Origin of the sequence: Streptomyces sp. NPDC059679, assembly GCF_042734105.1 — a bacterium.
Taxonomy (GTDB): domain Bacteria; phylum Actinomycetota; class Actinomycetes; order Streptomycetales; family Streptomycetaceae; genus Streptomyces.
This window is the reverse complement of record NZ_JBHWES010000044.1, coordinates 82,500-101,120: the sequence shown is the minus strand read 5'-3', so window position 1 is coordinate 101,120 and position 18,621 is coordinate 82,500. Positions and strand designations below refer to the sequence as shown.

Below are 18,621 nucleotides of genomic sequence, written 5' to 3'. Positions count from 1 at the left end.
GTACGGCTACGGCCGCCCGGACCGGGCGCCCAGGCGGACGGGGAGCGCTGAGGCCGGCCTCGGGGGAGCCCGCGCCCCTGCTGGTCAACGGCCCGTTCATAATGAACCGTTGTTGATCAAGCCTCTTATGCTCTTCTTGGGAAGTGACATGAAGTACCGCAAGACCCTCGCCGCGTTCGCGGTGGCCATCGCCGCGGCAGGGGCGCCCCTGCTCACCGCGCCCACCGCCAGTGCCGCTCCCACCGCCACCACCGCCGACTGGTGGGACGAGCAGATGCACACCAACGACAGCGACCCGGGTGGCCGCGTCCGTTTCAAGGCGGACGGCGATGTCGTGGAGCTGTGCGACATCGAGGCCGACGGCTGGAAGGTCAACCTGACCATCGTCCACGGCTACACCGGCAACGTGGTCGACCGCATGTCCGTGGGCGGCAACGGAAGCTGTGTCACCCACAGCGCCTCGAACGGCCACAACCTGACGGAGAACCAGCACTACTACTTCCAGATCTACCTCAGCAAGTCCGGCACCCCCCTGGACTACGACGACTCGTCGGACTGGGTCGCCTAGCCACAGCGTTGTCCCTCCCGATCGGCCCGCCGGATCTTCTTCCGGCGGGCCGATCGCCTGTGGTCCGCCTTCCCTGTCGGTGCCCCCTTGTAGGATTTCGTCTCCCGGGGCGAGTGACGAGGGGGAACCCGTGGCGGAGATGGTCGAACTGTCGGAGATGATCCGCGAGTTGCGCGCGCAGCTGACTGCCGCGGCGGCGGCAGGCGCGGGCGAGGCGCTGAAGTTCGACCTCGGCCCGATCGAGATCGAGGTCACCGTGGCCGTCACCAAAGAGGGCGGCGCGAACGGCAGGGTCCGCTTCTGGGTCGTCGAGGCGGGCGGCAACGGCAAGTATTCGACCAGCGAGACTCAGCGCATCTCACTCACCCTCCAGCCGACGATGACCGGCCCGGGCGGTACGACCACGACCGCCCGGATCTCCGGTGCCGAGGTGGACGGGGAGCGCTGAGGCCGGTCGTGCTCGCAACCATCGAATACGGGAGTTGACCATGGTTGTTCCAGCCTCTTATATTCCTCGCGGCAACCACTCAGCAGGCAGATGTGCCGCACTCAACTCTGGCATATGGCAAGAAGGTTGAAAGTGCGCATCCCCGGGCGCACTGCTTCGCTTTGTTTCCTCTTGGGGAGTGACATGAAGTTCCGCAGGACCCTCAGCGCGTTTGCCGTGGCCGTTGCCGCGGCGGCTGTGCCCTTGCTCGGCGCACCCACCGCCGGGGCGGCCACCACCGCTACCTGGGACAATCAGCTGCACACCAACGATGGCGACCCGGGCGGTCGGGTTCGCTTCAGGGCGAACGGCGACGTCATGGAGCTGTGCGACATCGAGGCCGACGGTTGGAAGGTCAACCTGGAGGTCAGTGGCTACCACTATTACGACGAGTTTTCCGTGGGCGGAAACGGAAACTGCGTCACTCACAGTGCCTCGAATGGCCACGACTTGACGGAGGGCGCGGGCTACTCCATCAAGATTTACCTCAGCAAGTCCGGCCACCCCTTCGAGTACGAAGACTCGGCCGTGTTCTGGGCGTAGTCGGCGTCCTCTCTTCTCTTCTGATCGGGCCCGCCGGAGCTGTTCCGGCGGGCCCGCTCGCCCATAGCCGGAAATCGGCGAGGCGCTGGACGTTCAGCCCCTTGCCGCGGCCGCCGCGTCGACCAGCGCACGCATGACCCGCACATCTTCCCCCGCCTCCGGATGCCACTGCACCCCGAGAGCGACCCCCGAGCCCGGCAGCTCCACCGCCTCCACCATCCCGTCCTCCGTCGCGCGCGCCGAGACCGTCAGCCCCTCGCCCAGCCGGTCCACGGCCTGGTGGTGGTACGTCGGCACGGACACCGCCTCCGGCGCGATCCGGGCCAGGAGCGTGCCCGGTACCGGCTTGACCTCGTGCCGCTCGAAGACGCCCGGCGGACCCACATGGCCCTCCAGGTGCTGGACGAGCGTGCCGCCGAACGCGACGTTCAGCAGTTGCATGCCGCGGCAGATGCCCAGCAGCGGCACGCCGTCCGCCAACGCCGCGTCGATCAGGGCCAGTTCCCACGCGTCCCGCTCCCGCGCGGGCGGGCCGGTGCGTTCGTGGGGGGTGGCGCCGTAGCGTACGGGCTCGACGTCGGGGCCGCCCGCGATGACCAGGGCGTCAAGGCGGGAGACCACGGACGGGGCCGACGCCGGGGCGTCGTCCGGCGGCAGCATGACGGCCAGGCCACCCGCGCGCTGGACGAGGCGGTGGTATCCGGCCGGGAGCAGGGCCGCGGGCTGGTGCCAGACGCCCCAGCGGACCGAGGACTCCAGGTAGGTGCTGATGCCGATAAGGGGCGTTGACAACGCAGGGTCCAATCTCTCAGTCGCGGGACAGTTCCGCCTCCGCCTCCGCCAGCGCCGCGAACTCCTCCTCGGGAGCCGCCGCGACCAGACGGTGCCGGCTGTAGAAGGCGAAGTAGGCGAGGGCCACGGCGTAGACGCCCAGTGCGATGAAGGCGGCGTCCTTGTCCACCAGGAAGGTGGCCACGAGCGCCGAGCAGGCCAGGACGAAGGCGACGGAGGAGGTCAGCACGCCGCCCGGGGTCCGGTACGGACGGTGCAGCCCCGGTTCGCGGCGGCGCAGCACGATGTGGGAGAGGGACATCAGCGCGTACGAGATGGTGGCGCCGAAGACCGCGACGTTGAGCATCCGGGCGCCGTCGCCGGTCGCCGCCGCCAGTGCGAAGCCGAGGGCGCCGGGGACCAGCAGGCCCAGGTAGGGGGCCTTGCGGCGGCTGGTGAGGGAGAGGAAGCGGGGGAGGTAGCCGGCGCGGGAGAGCGCGAACAGCTGTCGTGAGCCGGCGTAGATGAGGGAGAAGAAGGAGGCGACGAGGCCGGCCAGGCCCGCGTAGTTGACGACGCGGGACAGGGCGGTCGCCTTGCCGTCCGGCTGTAGCGCCTCGACGAGGGGGTTGCCCGCGTCCTGGACCGCGTTCGCGCCTCGCGCGCCGGTCGCGGCGAGGAAGGTGAGCAGGGCCAGCACCAGCAGGATGCCCACCGACCAGGCCATGGCCCTGGGCAGGGTGCGCGCGGGGTCGCGGGTCTCCTCGGCCGCGAGCGGTACGCCCTCCACGCCCAGGAAGAACCACATGCCGAAGGGGAACGCAGACCAGATGCCGAGCAGGCCGAACGGCAGCCAGGAGCTGGCGCCGAGGGCCGAGTGGTCGACCGGGATGTCGTCGAGGGAGGCGGAGTCGAAGTCGGTGAAGGCGCCGAACGCGAAGATCAGCAGTGCGGCGACGGCGATGGCGGTGACGATCAGGCTGAAGCGCAGGGCCTCGCCCACGCCCCACAGGTGGATGCCGATGAAGATGACGAAGCAGGCGAGGTAGACCGGCCAGCTGGACTCGAGGCCGAACAGGCCGAGCGATTCGACGTAGTCACCGATGAAGATGGAGATCGCGGCGGGCGCGAGGACGTACTCGATGAGGATCGCCGTGCCGGTCAGAAAGCCGCCCCAGGTGCCCAGGGCACGCCGCGCGAAGCCGTAGCCGCCGCCCGCCGTGGGCAGGATCGCCGCCAGTTCGGCGAGGGCGAAGACCATGCAGGTGTACATCAGGCCCATCAGCACGGCGGCGATGGCCAGACCGCCGAAGCCGCCCTCCGCCAGGCCGAAGTTCCAGCCGGAGAAGTCGCCGGAGACGACGTACGCGACGCCGAGGCCGGTCAGCAGCAGCGGGCCCGCGCTGCCGCGGCGCAGGGTGCGGCGTTCCAGGTAGGCGTCCTCGGCGGGCGCGGCGCCGCCGGGCGGGCTGAGAGAGGTGCGCGGGGACTCGGTTCCGTCGGCCATGGATGCTCCTGGTCCACACGAGAGGCGAGGGCAATGGTTTGGAGGCATACCTTTGCCCTGTCCGGCGGGTATGCGCAAGACCTCTGCGTAAAACGCCCGTTAACCCTGCCCGTTATCCCTATCCGCATCGGTGGCGTCGGCCGCGTCGTCGGACAGAAAGCCGCGCAGCAGCGCCGCCGTGCCCTCGCAGTGCTCCCGCATCACCTCGCGCGCCCCGTCGGCGTCCCCGTCCAGCACCGCCTCGACCAGCGCGGTGTGCTGCGCCTGCGAGTGCTCCAGGTTGCGGACCAGTAGCGGGATGCAGTCCAGCAGGTCGTTGACGGTGGCGCGGACGGCCGCGTACTGGGCGGCGAGCGAGGGCGAGCCCGCCAGTTCCGCGAGCGTCAGATGGAGCATCGTGTCCAGCCGGCGGTAGTCGGCGAGCGGCGCGTCGCGCGTCGCGTCGAGGGCGGCCCGCAGCCGGGCGGCCCGCTCGTCGGACGGCCCGTGCGCGGCGCACAGCCCGGCCGCGCCCACCTCCAGGACCTCCCGGAACCGCAGCGTGTCCTCGACGTCCACTTCCCTGATCCGGCGCCGCAGTTCGTCCTCGCCGCCCCCGGCCGGCTCCGGCCGGGCCCGTACGAAGGTGCCGCCGTACCGGCCGCGCCGGCTCTCCACCAGCCCCTGGTCCGCCAGCACCTTCAGCACCTCGCGCAGCGTCACCCGGCTGATCCGCAGCCGCTCGGCCAGCTCCCGCTCGGACGGCAGCCGCTCGCCCTCCGGGACCAGGCCGAGCCGAAGGATCCGGAGTATCCGCTCCAGCGCCTCCTCGAAGCCGTTGCCGGCCCGCACCGGCCGCAGCACCGGCGCCAGCCGGTCGCCCACGGTGCTGCCCGCAGTGCCGCCCGGGCCGCCGCCCACGGCCCCCGTGCCGCTTCCGCCGCCGTTCATGGAACTTTCCGCACCTACTTCCCAATCAATGGTCTACCCGAATACCTTATGGCCCCGGGCGCATCGAGACGTACCCAGTCGTACCGACAGGAGGCATCACCGTGGCTGACCGCACGCCCCCGCTCTCCGCCGACGAGTTGACCACGCTCGTCGACGCGGGAGAGATCGACACCGTCGTCCTCGCCTTCACCGATATGCAGGGCAGGCTCCAGGGCAAGCGGTTCGCCGCCCGGTTCTTCCTCGACGAGGTCCTGGAGCACGGCACCGAAGGGTGCAACTACCTCCTCGCCGTAGACGCCGATATGAACACCGTCGACGGCTACGCCATGTCCTCCTGGGAGCGCGGCTACGGCGACTTCGCCATGCATGGTGACACCGCCACCCTGCGCCGCACCCCCTGGAACCCCGGCACCGCGCTCATCACCGCCGACCTGGCCTGGCACGACGGCTCGCCCGTGCTCGCCTCACCGCGCCAGATCCTGCGCCGCCAGCTGGACCGGCTCGCCGAGCGCGGCTGGACCGCCTACGCGGGCACCGAGCTGGAGTTCATGGTCTTCAAGGACACCTACGAGCAGGCATGGAGCGCCGGCTACCGCGGGCTGACCCCCGCCAACCAGTACAACGTCGACTACTCCGTCCTCGGCACCGGCCGAGTCGAGCCCCTGCTGCGCCGCATCCGCAACGAGATGGGCGCGGCCGGGATGACCGTCGAGTCGGCCAAGGGCGAGTGCAACTTCGGCCAGCACGAGATCGCCTTCCGCTACGACGACGCCCTGACCACCTGCGACCAGCACGCCATCTACAAGACCGGCGCCAAGGAGATCGCCGCCCAGGAGGGCGTGGCGCTGACCTTCATGGCCAAGTACGACGAGCGCGAGGGCAACTCCTGCCATATCCACCTCTCGCTGCGCGACGAGTCGGGGGCGTCCGTGCTCGCCGACGGCGACGGCCCGTACGGCATGTCCAAGACGATGCGCCACTTCCTCGCCGGACAGCTGGCCGCGATGCGCGACTTCACCCTCCTCTACGCGCCGAACATCAACTCCTACAAGCGCTTCCGCCCCGGCTCCTTCGCGCCCACCGCCGTCGCCTGGGGCCCGGACAACCGCACCTGCGCGCTGCGCGTCATCGGCCACGGCCCCTCCCACCGCCTGGAGAACCGCCTCCCGGGCGGCGACGTCAACCCCTACCTCGCCGTCGCGGGCATGGTCGCGGCCGGTCTTTACGGGATCGAGGAGGAACTGGAGCTCCCCGAGGTGTGCACCGGCAACGCCTACAACGGCGACGCCGAACACGTCCCGGCCACCCTGCGCGACGCCGCCGAGCTGTGGCGGACCAGCCCCATAGCGCGGGCCGCCTTCGGCGAGGAGGTCGTCGAGCACTACCTCAACATGGCGCGTGTCGAGCAGGAGGCATACGACACCGCCGTCACGGACTGGGAGCGCTTCCGGTCCTTCGAGCGCATGTGAGGAACCACCACGTGAGCAACGAGCACCCGCACGAACACCAGGTACTCAACCCGGCGACCGAAGAAGTCATCGCCACCGTCCCCGCCGCCACCCCCGCCGACGTCGACGCCGCCGTCACCCGGGCCGCCCGGGCCCAGACCGGCTGGGCCGCCCTGGCGCCCGGCGACCGCGCGCGGCTGCTGCGCCGCTTCGCCACCGCCGTCGACGACCACCTCGAGGAGCTCGCCCAGCTGGAGGTCCGCGAGGCCGGGCACCCCATCGGCAACGCCCGCTGGGAGGCGGGCAACGTCCGCGATCTGCTGGAGTACGCGGCCGGGGGAGTGGAACGCCTCGCCGGCAGCCAGATCCCGGTACCTGGCGGGCTGAACATCACCTTCCAGGAGCCCCTGGGCGTCGTCGCCGTCATCGCGCCCTGGAACTTCCCCATGCCGATCGCCGCCTGGGGCACCGCCCCCGCCCTCGCGGCCGGCAACGCCGTTCTCCTCAAGCCCGCCGAGACCACCCCGCTCACCGCGCTCAGGCTGGCCGAACTCGCCACCGAGGCGGGGCTCCCCGACGGGCTCTTCCAGGTGCTGCCCGGTGCCGGGCCGGTCGCGGGCGAGGCGCTGGCCGAGCACCCGCGCGTCGCCAAGGTCGTCTTCACCGGGTCGACGGCCGTCGGCAAGCGGATCATGGCCAAATGCGCGGCGGGCGTGAAGCGCGTGACCCTCGAACTCGGCGGCAAGAGCCCCAACATCGTCTTCGCCGACGCCGATATCGAGCTGGCCGCGCGCTCGGCCCCCGGCTCCTTCCTGGACAACACCGGCCAGGACTGCTGCGCCCGCAGCCGCATCCTGGTCCAGCGCGCCGTCTACGACCGGTTCATGGAGCTGCTGGAGCCCGCCGTGCGCTCCGTCGTGGTGGGCGACCCGGCCGAACCCGGCACCGCCATGGGCCCGCTGATCTCCGCCGCGCAGCGCGAGCGCGTACGGTCCTACGTCACCGAGGACACGCGCGTCGCGTTCCGCGGCGAGGCCCCGGCGGGCAAGGGCTTCTGGTACCCGGCCACCGTCCTGGATGGCGTCGGGCCCACCCACCGCGCCGCCGTCGAGGAGATCTTCGGACCGGTCGCCGTGGTCCTGCCCTTCGAGGACGAAGCCGACGCCGTACGGCTGGCCAACGCCACCGACTACGGCCTGTCCGGCTCCATCTGGACCCGCGACGTGGGCCGCGCCGTACGCGTCTCGCGGGCCGTCGCCGCCGGAAACCTGTCCGTCAACTCGCACAGCAGCGTGCGCTACTGGACCCCGTTCGGGGGCTACAAGCAGTCCGGCCTCGGGCGGGAGCTGGGGCCCGGCGCGCTGGCGGCCTTCACCGAGACCAAGAACGTCTTCATCAGCACCGAGGAGCAGTGACGTGACCGACAACCCGAACACCCCCGAGCCCCCCGAGGCCCCGGTCTGCCGCCGCCTGGTCGGCCGTACCGCCGTCGTCACCGGGGCGGGCAGCGGTATCGGCCTGGCCACCGTGCGCCGCCTGGCCTCCGAGGGCGCGCGGGTCGTCTGCGCCGATATCGACGAGAGCGCGGGCAAGGCCGCGGCCGACGAGGTCGGCGGGCTGTACGTCCGGGTGGACGTCACCGACCCCGAGCAGGTCGAGGCGCTGTTCAAGACCGCGTACGACACCTACGGCTCGGTCGACGTGGCCTTCAACAACGCGGGCATCTCGCCGCCCGACGACGACTCGATCCTCACCACCGGCCTGGACGCCTGGAAGCGGGTCCAGGAGGTCAACCTCACCTCCGTCTATCTGTGCTGCAAGGCCGCGCTGCCCTATATGCAGCGGCAGGGCAAGGGGTCGATCATCAACACGGCCTCCTTCGTGGCCGTCATGGGCGCCGCGACCTCGCAGATCAGCTACACGGCGTCGAAGGGCGGGGTGCTGGCGATGTCGCGCGAGCTGGGCGTGCAGTTCGCCCGCGAGGGCATCCGGGTCAACGCGCTGTGCCCCGGTCCGGTCAACACCCCGCTGCTGAAGGAGCTGTTCGCCAAGGACCCCGAGCGCGCCGCGCGCCGCCTGGTGCACATCCCGGTGGGGCGCTTCGCCGAACCGGAGGAGATCGCCGCCGCGGTCGCGTTCCTCGCCAGCGACGACTCCTCGTTCGTCAACGCCGCGGAGTTCCTGGTCGACGGCGGCATCGCGGGGGCGTACGTCACCCCGGTGTGAGCCGGGCGAGTGAGCCGAAGGGGCGCGGTCGCTGTCGAGAGGGAGAGCGCGCGGAGGCCCTGAGGTACGAAGGGGCGAGCACGGTCGACCGTCGACAGGGGCTGTAGCGCCCCGGAGGCGAACCGAGCCTCAAAAAAGGGGGGTTGGGACGGTCCGGTGTACGGAGTGGACGCGTGGCCATAAGGTGACGGCGTGAGCATGACGACACCCCCGGGCTGGTACCCGGACCCCGGCTACACCGGCCTCGGCCCCGCCCCCGAACGCTGGTGGGACGGGTTCGGCTGGACCGAGCACACCCGCGAGGCCCCGGGACCGACGAGCCAGACGTTCGGCCCGCCCGTGCCCGTCTATACGCCAGGAGAGACCGGCACCCCCGCGCGGGGCCGCGGCCCGAAGATCGCGGCGGCCGTCGTGGTGGCGGCCGTCGTGGCCGCCGCCATCGCGGGCGGCGTCGCGCTGCTGGGCGACGACGACGGAGGGTCCGACGACCGCGGCGGGGCCAAGCCCGGGCCGACCGCCACCACATCCGCGCCCGCCCCGGACGGCAGCAGCGGCGGGGACAGCAAGGGGGGCACCTCCGGCGGCGACGACGGAGGGGGCCCGGGCGGCCCCACCGACACCCCCACCGCCCCCGCGCCCAGCGACGATCCGAGCATCGCCGAGGACGCCCTGAACGGCATCAGCCTTCCGGTCCTGGACGGCTGGAAGGAAGGCCGCAGCAGCGCGGGCGGCGCGGGCGTCACCACGAAGGACACCTACCCCTGCCCGAACGACGCGAAGAGCAACTGCCTGCGCGGCGGCGTCTTCTCCATGCCGGCCACGGGGTTCAAGGCCAAGTCCGCGGAGGGCATCGCCAAGGAGGACATCAAGCAGGCCGCGGAGAGCTCCTACGGCAAGAACCCGCAGAACGGCAAGGAGTCGTACGGCGGGATCACCTCGCACAAGCAGCTCAAGTCCGAGGCGGTCACGGTCGCCGGGCAGAAGGGCTACCTGGTGCGCTGGAAGGTGATCACGAAGAAGGGCGAGGACGGCTACGTCCAGACCGTCGCCTTCCCCTCACCTCTCCTGCCCGACACCATGGTCCTGGTGCGCTTCGGATTCGACGTCAGCGACAAGGCGCCGTCGCTGTCCGTCATGGACAAGATCGTCAAGGGCATCAGGGCGCTGGGCGACAGCGGCAACGGCGAGTCCGTCTGACCCCGGTCACCGGTCTCCGTCCGGGGCATCCGGGCATCCGCCGTCACAGGTAGGTGCGGCCCTCGCCCCGGTACGTGGGCACCGTGTCCACCACCCGGTCCCCGTCGACCAGGTGCAGCACCTCGAAGCGCTCGCACAGCTCCCCGGCCTTGGCATGCCGGAACCACACCTTGTCGCCGATCAGCAGATCGTCGGCGGGCGTCCCCAGGAGCGGGGTCTGCACCTCGCCGGGCCCCTCCATCGGGTCGTAGGCCAGCCCCTCCGGCAGATACGGCACCGGCAGCCGGTCCCGGCCCGCCGCGCCCGAGGCCGGGTAGCCGCCGCCGAGCACCGTCACCACACCCACGCCCGGCCGGCGCACCACCGGCTGGGCGAAGAGGGCCGCCGGGCGGCCGCGGAAGGAGGTGTAGTTGTCGAACAGCCGAGGCTGGTAGAGCCCGGATCCGGCGGCGATCTCCGTCACCGCGCCCTCCGCGGCGGTGTGCTGCACGCTGCCCGTGCCGCCCCCGTTCACGAACTCCAGATCCGCCACCGCCCGAACGGCGCGCACCACGGCCCCGCGCCGCTCGGCCAGCTCACGGCGCGCGGCGGACTGCATCAGCCGGATGGCACGGGACCGCAGCGGGCGTCCGGCCAGCGCGTCGCCCACGCCCGCCACATGCCCCTCGTACCCCATCAGCCCGACGACGCGGAACCCCGGGCGGCGCTGGATCGCCTCCGCCAGCTCGGCCAGCCGGGCCGGGTCGCGCAGTGGCGAGCGCAGCGCGCCGATCCGTACCCGGCCGCCCAGCAGCCGCAGCGAGGTGTCCAACTCCAGGCAGACCCGGACCTCTTCGGTCCCGGAGCGCACACTCTCGATCAGGTCGAGGTGGCTCATATCGTCCACCATCACCGTCACGGCGGCGGCGAGCTTGGGATCGCCGGTCAGCGCGGCGAACCCGTCCCGGTCGGTCGACGGATAGGCGAGCAGGACGTCCTCGTACCCCTCGCGCGCCAGCCACAGCGACTCCGCGAGCGTGAAGCTCATGATGCCCGCGAAGCCGTCCTTGGCCAGCGCCCGGTCGAGCAGCGCGCGGCACCGCACCGACTTGCTCGCCACCCGGACCGGCTTGCCGTGCGCCCGCCGCACCAGATCCCGGGCGTTGTCGTCGAAGGCCCGCAGATCGACGATCGCCAGCGGTGCCTCGAGATGAGCGGTGGCCCGGTCGTAACGGGCACGCTGGGCAGGAAGATCAGCGGAGAGATCAGCGGGGAGCGCGGACATGGCCGAAGCTTGCCAGACGGTCGTTACCACCGGGTAGAGGGCGACCGGTGCGAATGGCGCCCGGCGCACCGTAGAGTGTCGCGCACACAACACGTCTTTCGAAGTCTTTCGAGGGTGCGAGAGGGGTGCAGGTGAGCACCGAAGCGGAACAGGCACGCAGCCCACACCGCATCCCACCACCCCGCCCCGCCCACCCTCCGCACACCGCGCCCCCGCCGGGCGCCACCCCGGGAGCCGGGCCGGTGGGCGACCCGGACACCCCGATCCTGGGCGTGCCGCTGCGCACCCCGCGCCCGAACCGGGGCGGAAACGCGGGCGCGAGTACGGGCGGGAACACAGCGGGGAGCACAGCCGCGGGCAGCGGCACGGGCATACCGCGGGCGCGGTCGGCCGACAGCCCGCCGCGCCCCACCGGCCTCCCTCCACGCCCCACCGGCCTCCCTCCACGCCCCACCTCCGCGCCCCCGCCCGCCGCGCCCCCCTTCGCTCCCCGGCCAGCCGCCTTCGCCCCATGGCGCCGCCCCGACCGGTCCACGCTCGACTCCCCGTACGGCGGCGCCGCCCCGGACCGGCCGGCCGGCCGCCGCACCCGCGGCAGGGTCGCGGCCGCCGCCGCCAGTCTCGTCCTCGGCCTCGGGCTGTTCGGCGGCGCGGCGGCCGGATCCTGGCTGACCGGCGACTCCGGGTCCCGGTCGGCCGACGGCGACAGCTACGCACGGGCCCGCAGCGCCTGGCACAGCGTCCCCGTCGACGAGCTCTTCCCCCGCACCCTGCGCGGGGCCGGTCCCGGCGGCGCCGACCGCGACTGGACGCGGATCGCGGTCGCCCCGGACAGCAGTTGCGGCGGCGCCTTCGACCCGCTGCTCGAGAAGGCCCTGGCCCCGGTCGGCTGCAAGCGGCTGCTGCGCGCCACCTACACGGACGCCACCAGCACCGGTGTGACCACCGTCGGCCTGCTGGTGACGAAGGCCGAGTCGGGGGCCATGCGCAAACTCAGCGAGCGGTTCCAGGCCGAGGGGCTGGGCGAGCGTGCCGACCTCATGCCCCGCCCGTACGCGGCGAAGGGCACCGCCGCCGCCGGCTTCGGCGACGCCCAGCGCGCCAGCTGGCGGATCCGGATCCTGCCGGACGCCCCGGCCGTCGTGTACACCGTGTCCGGCTTCGCCGACGGCCGTAAGGTCACCGACCCGCAGCCGGCCGGCGAGGCCACCCGCGGCGGCGCGACGACGGCCCCGGCCCAGTCGGGCCTCGGCCACGATGCGCGCGGCATCGCCGACGAGATCGAGCGCGCCTTCCGCCGCGCCCTGTCCAAGACGGAGGACCCGCGATGACGGAGGTCCCGCGATGACCCGCTGGCGGCGGCTGGGTCGGGCCGTGGGCGCGGGGCTGGCCTCGGCCGGGCTGGCGCTGCTGCTGCCCGCCGTGCCCGCCCGGGCGGACGCGATACAGGCGCGGGAGTGGGCACTGGACGCCATTCACGTGCCGACCGCCTGGCAGACGACCAAGGGCGCGGGCGTGACGGTCGCGGTGCTCGACACCGGTGTGGACGACCAGCACCCGGACCTCGCGGGCCAGGTCCTCACGGGCAAGGACATGGTCGGCTTCGGAGCCGGGCGCGGCGACCGCGCCTGGGCGCGGCACGGGACCGCCATGGCCGGGATCATCGCGGGGCACGGTCACGGCGCTTCCGGCAGCGACGGCGTGAAGGGCGTGGCCCCCGAGGCCAAGATCCTGCCGGTGCGCGTGATCCTGGAGGAGGCCGACCCGGCCCGCAAGAAGGCCCGTACGCAGCGCGGCGGCGCGCTGGCGAACGGGATCCGCTGGGCGGTCGACCACGGAGCCGATGTGATCAACCTGTCGCTGGGCGACGACAGCAAGTCCGCGCACCCCGAGCCCGCCGAGGACGCCGCCGTACAGTACGCGCTGCGCAAGGGCGTGGTCGTGGTGGCCTCGGCGGGCAACGGCGGCGAGGACGGCGACCGGGCCTCCTATCCGGCCGCGTACCCCGGGGTGATCGCGGTGACCGCCGTGGACCGTTACGGCTTGCGCGCCGTCTTCTCCACCCGCCGCTGGTACGCCGCGGTCTGCGCGCCCGGCGACGACGTGGTCATCGCCGACCCCGACCGGCGCTACTACGAGGGCTGGGGGACCAGCGCCGCCGCCGCGTTCGTCTCCGGCTCGGCCGCCCTCGTCCGCGCCGCCCACCCCGAGCTGAGCCCCCGGCAGATCAGACAGCTGCTCATCGACACCGCCCAGGACCGCCCCAAGGGCGGCCGCAACGACGAGCTCGGCGCGGGCCTGGTGGACCCGGCGGCGGCGATCAAGGCGGGGGCGAAGCTCAAGCCCCAGGCGCAGCGGCCGGTCGTGGGGGCCTCTCCCCAGCGCTACTTCGGCTCGGGCCCGGACCACGCCCGTACGGAGAGCGACGAGGGCGGCCCGAACCGCCTCGCGCTCACCGCCGGAGTGGCCGGGGCGGGCCTGCTGGCCGCCGCGGTGGCGCTGTGGCGCGGGTCGGGGCCGCTGCGCGGCCCGGGGGCGGGGTTCGCACGGTGGCGGCGGAGCGTGGGCCGGCGGCCCGGCGGCTGAGGCTCCGAGCCTTACAAAGTTCTAAAAAACGCCCACGGCCGCGCGGGCCGCGGACTCCACCAGGGCGACACCGGTGTCCATGTCCTTGTGCCCGTTGGAGAGCACGGCCACAAGGTACGTATGCCCCTGCGCCGTGACCCGGCCGATGCTGTTGACGACCCACAGGCCGGTGGCGCTGCGCGGCAGCCAGCCGTTCTTGAGCCGGGTGCCGGCCGCGTCGTCGGCGGCGGCCGAGACACCCCAGGCCTGGTCCTCGGCTATCTGCCCCATGAGCCGTTGGACGTACGCCCGGGACGGCTCGCTGAGCACCGCCTTGTCGCCCTCCGCGCCGGTCGCGAAGACCGCCCGCAGCAGCGTGAGCTGATCGGCGGCGGTGGTCTGGGTGAGCCCCCACCGGCCCGACTGGCCGCCGTGTGTCTCGGTCAGGCCGAGCCGCTTGTTGGCGGCGTCGAGGCCCGCCGCGCCGCCGATCTCCTGCCACAGCGCGGTCGCCGCGTCGTTGTCGCTCTTCTGGATCATCACGGTGGCGTACGAGCGCTCCTGGGCCGTGAGCTGCCGCCCCGCGTCCTGGGCCTGGAGCAGCAGCGCGGCGAGGATGTCCACCTTCACGATGCTCGCGGTGTCGTACGCCCCGTCGCCGTACACCGCGCCCGCCGCCGAGCCGGTGTCCAGGACCGCGGCCGAGAACTGTCCGTCGGTGCCATCCGCCACGGCGTCCAGCGCGTCGGTCAGGGCCGCGGTCAGCGCGGCGCCCGACGGCGGCGGTGACGACGATGCCGGTGCCTGCGTCTTCTGCCTGCCCACTCGCTCCATGCCGCTTCCTCCCCTGGTCCCGCCGCCGCTCGACGTGGCCGGCGGCGAGGCGGCGGCCGGGGTGGTCGTGGCGCGGGGGGCGGCATTCCGCGGCTGGTCCTGAGGCCGTACATGCGTCCCGACGGCGACCGCACCGATCAACAGTGCCACCGCCGTGACGGCCGCGTACAGAGCGGGGCGGCGCGTGGTGGAACGGTGTGCGCCGCCGCTGTCTCTTTCCCCTGGAGTCCCGGATTCCATGACGGGCGACGCTAAGCGGAGGTTCTGGTTCTCAGTTAAGAGGCAGGTTAAGAGCCCGTGAGAAATCATTTCGGCGGCCCCCGATACTCTCATCGGGTGGCGCTCAAGAACATCCCCGACCCCGGCTTCTCCGGCGACGACGGCTCCGCCGACCCTCGCCTGACCGCGGCGCTCGCCGCCTGGGCCGACGACCCCTCCGCCGAGCCCGAAGTGCTCGGCGCGCTCACCGGGGCGCGGCTGCTGGTGCCGGTGGTCGCGCTCCTCGGCGAGGTCGAGGAAGGCCCCGACGGGTTGCGCCGGGAGAAGACCAGCGATATGGCCGTGCCCACGCTTCAGGCGCCCGACGGCCGGCGCGCCCTGCCCGCCTTCACCTCCCTGGAGACGCTGGCCCGCTGGCGCGCCGACGCCCGGCCGGTGGCCGTACCGCTGCGCCAGGCGCTGGAGGCCGCCGCGCACGAGAAGGCGGACACCGTGGTGCTCGATCTGGCCGGGCCGGTGCCGTACCAGCTGACCGGGCCCGCCCTGCTCGCCCTCGCCGAGGGCCGGACCAGCGCCGATCCGCTCGCCGACCCGGCGGTCGCGGAGGCGCTGCGTACGGTGCTGGCCGCCGAGCCCGGTGTGCTCCGCGCCCATCTGACGCCCGCCGCGGACTCGGACGGCATCCTCGCGCTCACCCTGGACCCGGGCGCTCCCGCGCCGGAGGCGGTGCGGCGGGTCGCGGAGGCCCTGGCCGCGGACGAGACGCTGCGGGCCCGGCTGGTGCGCGGTCTCGACCTGGCGCTGCTGCCGCCGGGGACGCCGGTGCCGGGGGAGCCGATGTTCAGCCGCTGAGCCCCGCCGCTCTGCGAGGCCCTGCGGCTTCGCGATCTCCGACAGGCGAAATCTCCTCTTTCGTCCCACAATGCAAGGACGACAACTGGCGATCCGATGAGGAGCGCGCCAATGGTTACGAGTACGGCGGATACAGCGGAGACGCGAACGACAGACACGAGAACGGTCGTGGCCGAATTCGTCGGAACCGCGCTGCTGGTCTTCTTCGGTGTCGGTTCCCTGGTCCTCGCGGGCGACTACATCAACGCCGTCGGCATCTCGTTCGCCTTCGGCTTCACCTTGATCGCGATCGCTTACGCCTTCGGCCGTATCTCCGGCTGCCATGTCAACCCGGCGATCACCCTGGGCGTGCTGCTGGCCAAGCGCATCGACATCCGTACGGCCGTCGAGTACTGGGTGGCGCAGCTGGTCGGCGGGATCGTGGGCGCGGCGGTGCTCTTCCTGCTGGCCAAGCAGGTGCCGAGGCTGGTGACCAGCGACGCGTTCGGCAGCAATGGCTACGGGGGCCGGTCGCCGGTGGGCATCGGCGGCGGCGGGGCCTTCCTCGCCGAGGTGCTGCTGACGTTCCTGCTGGTCTTCATCTTCCTCACGGTGACCAGCAAGGTCGCTTTGGTCGGCACGGAGCCGTTGCCGGTGGGTCTGGCCCTCACGGCGGTCAACCTGGTCGGCATCCCGCTGACGTGGACCTCCGTGAACCCGGCGCGCAGCCTGGGCCCGGCGCTGTTCGCGGGCGGCGGGGCGCTCTCGCAGCTGTGGCTGTTCCTGATCGCGCCGATGATCGGCGGAGTGCTCGCGGCGGGTCTGCACATGCTCACCCACCCCGGGCAGCCGGTCGTCGAGGAGGAGCAGGTGACCGGCCCCCGGCCGCATACGCTCTGGGGCAGACGGCTCGGCGGCAGGGGCCCCGCGACGGGCGAACCGGAGGCCAAGGGGCCGGAAGCCGCGTAAGCCGCCCGCCGCCTCGCCCGCAGGACGGGAAGGCGTGCGGCCCGCTGTCGCTCGGCCCCGCTCAGCTTCCGAAGACCGGCCCGGTGAACTTCTCGCCCGGCCCCTGCCCCGGCTCGTCCGGCACCACCGACGCCTCGCGGAAGGCCAGCTGCAGCGACTTCAGACCATCGCGCAGCGGCGCGGCGTGGAAGGAGCTGATCTCCGTGGCGCCGGCCGTGACCAGCCCGGCCAGCGCGTTGATCAGCTTCCGCGCCTCGTCCAGGTCCTTGTGCTGCGGGCCCTCCTCGGCCAGCCCCAGATTGACCGCCGCCGCGCTCATCAGGTGCACCGCGACCGTCGTGATCACCTCGACCGCGGGTACGTCCGCGATGTCGCGGGTCATCTGATCGAAGTCGGGCGCGGGTGCGGGCTGACCGGCGTTGGCGTCGCTCATGGTGCTCGAGGCTCACTTCCTGGTGGATGGTGCGACCCAGCCTAGGCGGCGCGCCGCGGGCCCGTTCCGCCGGGCGGGGCGCGGGGGCGGGCGGCCGGGCGGGCGGTGGGCATCCTCCGTGGTGAGCATTCTCGGCCAGTCCTGGTATCGTAGGGAAACGACCGGCCGGTCACTGGTGTGCCCGGCCCGCAAGTGGAGGCTCCGAACTCCCACCTGAACCGACCCCCGGTCGGCAGGTCATCGGTCAGGCTGCGCCCCGCGGTGATATCGCGGCGGTGCTCCCGGTCTATGAGGAGCCCCGCCTGCGTACCGTCCGGGGCGTTTTTCACGTCACGGCGCGGTGGTCCGACAAGAACAGACGTTACGCGGCAGTCCGCCAGACGGTCGCGTGGTGCAACCGAGGAGGCCCCATCAGCGCCGAGCCCCGCATCAACGACCGGATTCGCGTCCCCGAGGTGCGACTCGTCGGTCCCAGTGGCGAGCAGGTCGGCATCGTGCCGCTTGCCAAGGCCCTGGAGCTTGCGCAGGAGTACGACCTCGACCTCGTCGAGGTGGCGGCGAACGCTCGCCCGCCGGTCTGCAAGCTCATGGACTACGGAAAGTTCAAGTACGAGTCGGCCATGAAGGCCCGTGAGGCGCGCAAGAACCAGGCGCACACGGTCATCAAGGAGATGAAGCTCCGGCCGAAGATCGACCCGCACGACTATGACACCAAGAAGGGTCACGTCGTCCGGTTCCTCAAGCAGGGCGACAAGGTCAAGATCACGATCATGTTCCGTGGCCGTGAGCAGTCCCGGCCGGAACTCGGCTACCGGCTGCTGCAGCGGTTGGCCGAGGACGTCCAGGAGCTGGGCTTCGTGGAGTCCAACCCGAAGCAGGACGGCCGAAACATGATCATGGTTCTCGGTCCGCACAAGAAGAAGACCGAGGCGATGGCCGAGGCCCGCGAGGCGCAGGCCGCCCGCAAGGCGGAGCGCCAGCAGGGCCACAGCCCCGCGGAGGAGCCCGCCGAGGAGCCCGCCGAGGCGTGATTCGAGGCGCGAGCCTCACCCCGGGGCCGCGCGCCCCGGACACAACCCGAAACATCCCGACGCTTCACCGTGCACACAGCGGCCGGACGGCGTCCCGACGAGGAGAGAACGGCGACATGCCGAAGAACAAGACGCACAGTGGTGCCAGCAAGCGCTTCAAGCTCACCGGCTCCGGCAAGGTGGTGCGTCAGCGCGCCGGTCGCCGCCACTACCTCGAGCACAAGCCGTCCACGTTGACGCGCCGCCTGGCCGGCACGACCGAGATGGCCCCGGCCGACGCCAAGAAGATCAAGAAGCTTCTCGGCAAGTGACGCCCCGCCCCGCTACGGCGGGGCGCGCACCGAGCCGACCGGGACCTATTCGTTTCCGGGCCGCGTGAGTCAGCCGCGGCCCCGTACAAGGAGTTAAACAAGTGGCACGCGTCAAGCGGGCAGTCAACGCCCACAAGAAGCGCCGGGCGATCCTCGAGCAGGCCAGCGGTTACCGGGGCCAGCGCTCCCGCCTGTACCGCAAGGCCAAGGAGCAGGTCACCCACTCCCTGGTCTACAACTACAACGACCGCAAGAAGCGCAAGGGCGACTTCCGTCAGCTGTGGATCCAGCGCATCAACGCCGCTGCCCGCGCCAACGGCATCACGTACAACCGCTTCATCCAGGGTCTGAAGGCCGCCAACATCGAGGTGGACCGCAAGATCCTGGCCGACCTGGCGGTCAACGACGCGAACGCCTTCGCCGCGCTGGTCGAGGCCGCGCAGAAGGCGCTGCCGAGCGACGTGAACGCGCCGAAGGCCGCGTAAGC

General features: G+C 72.2%; 20 protein-coding genes. 14 read left to right on the top strand and 6 right to left on the bottom strand.

Features of this window, described 5'->3' with window-relative positions; genetic code table 11:
- Positions 1-148 precede the first annotated feature (148 nt).
- The 3 genes from ACFV2X_RS35495 (at position 149) to ACFV2X_RS35485 (ending at position 1,598) form a co-directional block, all read left to right on the top strand.
- Complete coding sequence (locus ACFV2X_RS35495; protein WP_385624660.1) at positions 149-568, top strand: hypothetical protein; 420 nt, start codon at positions 149-151, stop codon at positions 566-568.
- A 139-nt stretch (positions 569-707) separates the two neighbouring features.
- Complete coding sequence (locus ACFV2X_RS35490; protein ID WP_385624678.1) at positions 708-1,016, top strand: trypco2 family protein; 309 nt, start codon at positions 708-710, stop codon at positions 1,014-1,016.
- Positions 1,017-1,199: 183 nt separating this feature from the next.
- Entirely contained in the window at positions 1,200-1,598 is a 399-nt protein-coding gene (locus ACFV2X_RS35485) for a hypothetical protein (RefSeq protein ID WP_385624658.1), read from the top strand.
- 93 nt (positions 1,599-1,691) lie between these two features.
- On the opposite strand, the gene ACFV2X_RS35480 is transcribed toward ACFV2X_RS35485, so the two are convergent.
- From ACFV2X_RS35480 to ACFV2X_RS35470, 3 genes are all read right to left on the bottom strand, one after another.
- A complete protein-coding gene (locus ACFV2X_RS35480) occupies positions 1,692-2,390 on the bottom strand; it encodes a gamma-glutamyl-gamma-aminobutyrate hydrolase family protein (protein ID WP_385624655.1) in 699 nt (232 codons plus the stop codon).
- 16 nt (positions 2,391-2,406) lie between these two features.
- On the bottom strand, positions 2,407-3,876 hold the full coding sequence (gene eat, locus ACFV2X_RS35475) for an ethanolamine permease (protein WP_385624652.1): 1,470 nt from the start codon (positions 3,874-3,876) through the stop codon (positions 2,407-2,409).
- Positions 3,877-3,975: 99 nt separating this feature from the next.
- The gene (locus ACFV2X_RS35470) at positions 3,976-4,806 is read right to left on the bottom strand and encodes a FadR/GntR family transcriptional regulator (RefSeq protein ID WP_385624649.1); all 831 of its coding nucleotides are present in this window, start codon (positions 4,804-4,806) and stop codon (positions 3,976-3,978) included.
- A 101-nt stretch (positions 4,807-4,907) separates the two neighbouring features.
- Between ACFV2X_RS35470 and ACFV2X_RS35465 the strand changes: the two genes are divergently transcribed.
- From ACFV2X_RS35465 to ACFV2X_RS35450, 4 genes are all read left to right on the top strand, one after another.
- Positions 4,908-6,275: a glutamine synthetase family protein gene (locus tag ACFV2X_RS35465; protein WP_385624646.1), complete on the top strand. Its 1,368-nt coding sequence runs from the start codon at positions 4,908-4,910 to the stop codon at positions 6,273-6,275.
- Between the two features lie 11 nt (positions 6,276-6,286).
- Positions 6,287-7,669, top strand: a complete 1,383-nt coding sequence (locus ACFV2X_RS35460) for an aldehyde dehydrogenase family protein (protein WP_385624643.1) — start codon at positions 6,287-6,289, stop codon at positions 7,667-7,669.
- A gap of 1 nt (position 7,670) precedes the next feature.
- The gene (locus ACFV2X_RS35455) at positions 7,671-8,480 is read left to right on the top strand and encodes a 3-oxoacyl-ACP reductase (protein ID WP_385624641.1); all 810 of its coding nucleotides are present in this window, start codon (positions 7,671-7,673) and stop codon (positions 8,478-8,480) included.
- 198 nt (positions 8,481-8,678) lie between these two features.
- Entirely contained in the window at positions 8,679-9,677 is a 999-nt protein-coding gene (locus tag ACFV2X_RS35450) for a DUF2510 domain-containing protein (protein WP_385624639.1), read from the top strand.
- A 43-nt stretch (positions 9,678-9,720) separates the two neighbouring features.
- Here ACFV2X_RS35450 and ACFV2X_RS35445 read toward each other — a convergent pair whose 3' ends face one another.
- Positions 9,721-10,941, bottom strand: a complete 1,221-nt coding sequence (locus ACFV2X_RS35445; RefSeq protein WP_385624637.1) for an amino acid deaminase/aldolase — start codon at positions 10,939-10,941, stop codon at positions 9,721-9,723.
- Positions 10,942-11,072: 131 nt separating this feature from the next.
- On the opposite strand from ACFV2X_RS35445, the gene ACFV2X_RS35440 reads away from it, so the two are divergent.
- Entirely contained in the window at positions 11,073-12,272 is a 1,200-nt protein-coding gene (locus ACFV2X_RS35440) for a hypothetical protein (RefSeq protein ID WP_385624635.1), read from the top strand.
- A 13-nt stretch (positions 12,273-12,285) separates the two neighbouring features.
- Positions 12,286-13,527: a type VII secretion-associated serine protease mycosin gene (mycP, locus tag ACFV2X_RS35435; RefSeq protein WP_385624633.1), complete on the top strand. Its 1,242-nt coding sequence runs from the start codon at positions 12,286-12,288 to the stop codon at positions 13,525-13,527.
- Positions 13,528-13,548: 21 nt separating this feature from the next.
- On the opposite strand, the gene ACFV2X_RS35430 is transcribed toward mycP, so the two are convergent.
- Entirely contained in the window at positions 13,549-14,340 is a 792-nt protein-coding gene (locus tag ACFV2X_RS35430; protein ID WP_385624631.1) for a serine hydrolase, read from the bottom strand.
- Positions 14,341-14,676: 336 nt separating this feature from the next.
- Here ACFV2X_RS35430 and ACFV2X_RS35425 point away from each other — a divergent pair, with 336 nt between their 5' ends.
- Both ACFV2X_RS35425 and ACFV2X_RS35420 read left to right on the top strand, forming a co-directional pair.
- Complete coding sequence (locus ACFV2X_RS35425; RefSeq protein WP_385624628.1) at positions 14,677-15,411, top strand: SseB family protein; 735 nt, start codon at positions 14,677-14,679, stop codon at positions 15,409-15,411.
- 111 nt (positions 15,412-15,522) lie between these two features.
- Entirely contained in the window at positions 15,523-16,359 is an 837-nt protein-coding gene (locus tag ACFV2X_RS35420) for an aquaporin (RefSeq protein WP_385624625.1), read from the top strand.
- Between the two features lie 61 nt (positions 16,360-16,420).
- Here the strand turns inward: ACFV2X_RS35420 and ACFV2X_RS35415 are convergent, their stop codons facing one another.
- Positions 16,421-16,792 carry a DUF1844 domain-containing protein gene (locus tag ACFV2X_RS35415; protein WP_385624622.1) on the bottom strand — a complete coding sequence of 124 codons (372 nt, stop codon included), beginning with the start codon at positions 16,790-16,792 and terminating at the stop codon, positions 16,421-16,423.
- A 410-nt stretch (positions 16,793-17,202) separates the two neighbouring features.
- Here ACFV2X_RS35415 and infC point away from each other — a divergent pair, with 410 nt between their 5' ends.
- The 3 genes from infC (at position 17,203) to rplT (ending at position 18,619) form a co-directional block, all read left to right on the top strand.
- On the top strand, positions 17,203-17,823 hold the full coding sequence (gene infC, locus ACFV2X_RS35410) for a translation initiation factor IF-3 (protein WP_385624675.1): 621 nt from the start codon (positions 17,203-17,205) through the stop codon (positions 17,821-17,823).
- 116 nt (positions 17,824-17,939) lie between these two features.
- Positions 17,940-18,134 (top strand): 50S ribosomal protein L35, encoded by a 195-nt coding sequence (gene rpmI / locus ACFV2X_RS35405; protein WP_319691807.1) that lies wholly within the window; start codon positions 17,940-17,942, stop codon positions 18,132-18,134.
- Between the two features lie 101 nt (positions 18,135-18,235).
- The gene (rplT, locus tag ACFV2X_RS35400) at positions 18,236-18,619 is read left to right on the top strand and encodes a 50S ribosomal protein L20 (RefSeq protein ID WP_014175141.1); all 384 of its coding nucleotides are present in this window, start codon (positions 18,236-18,238) and stop codon (positions 18,617-18,619) included.
- Positions 18,620-18,621: the final 2 nt, after the last annotated feature.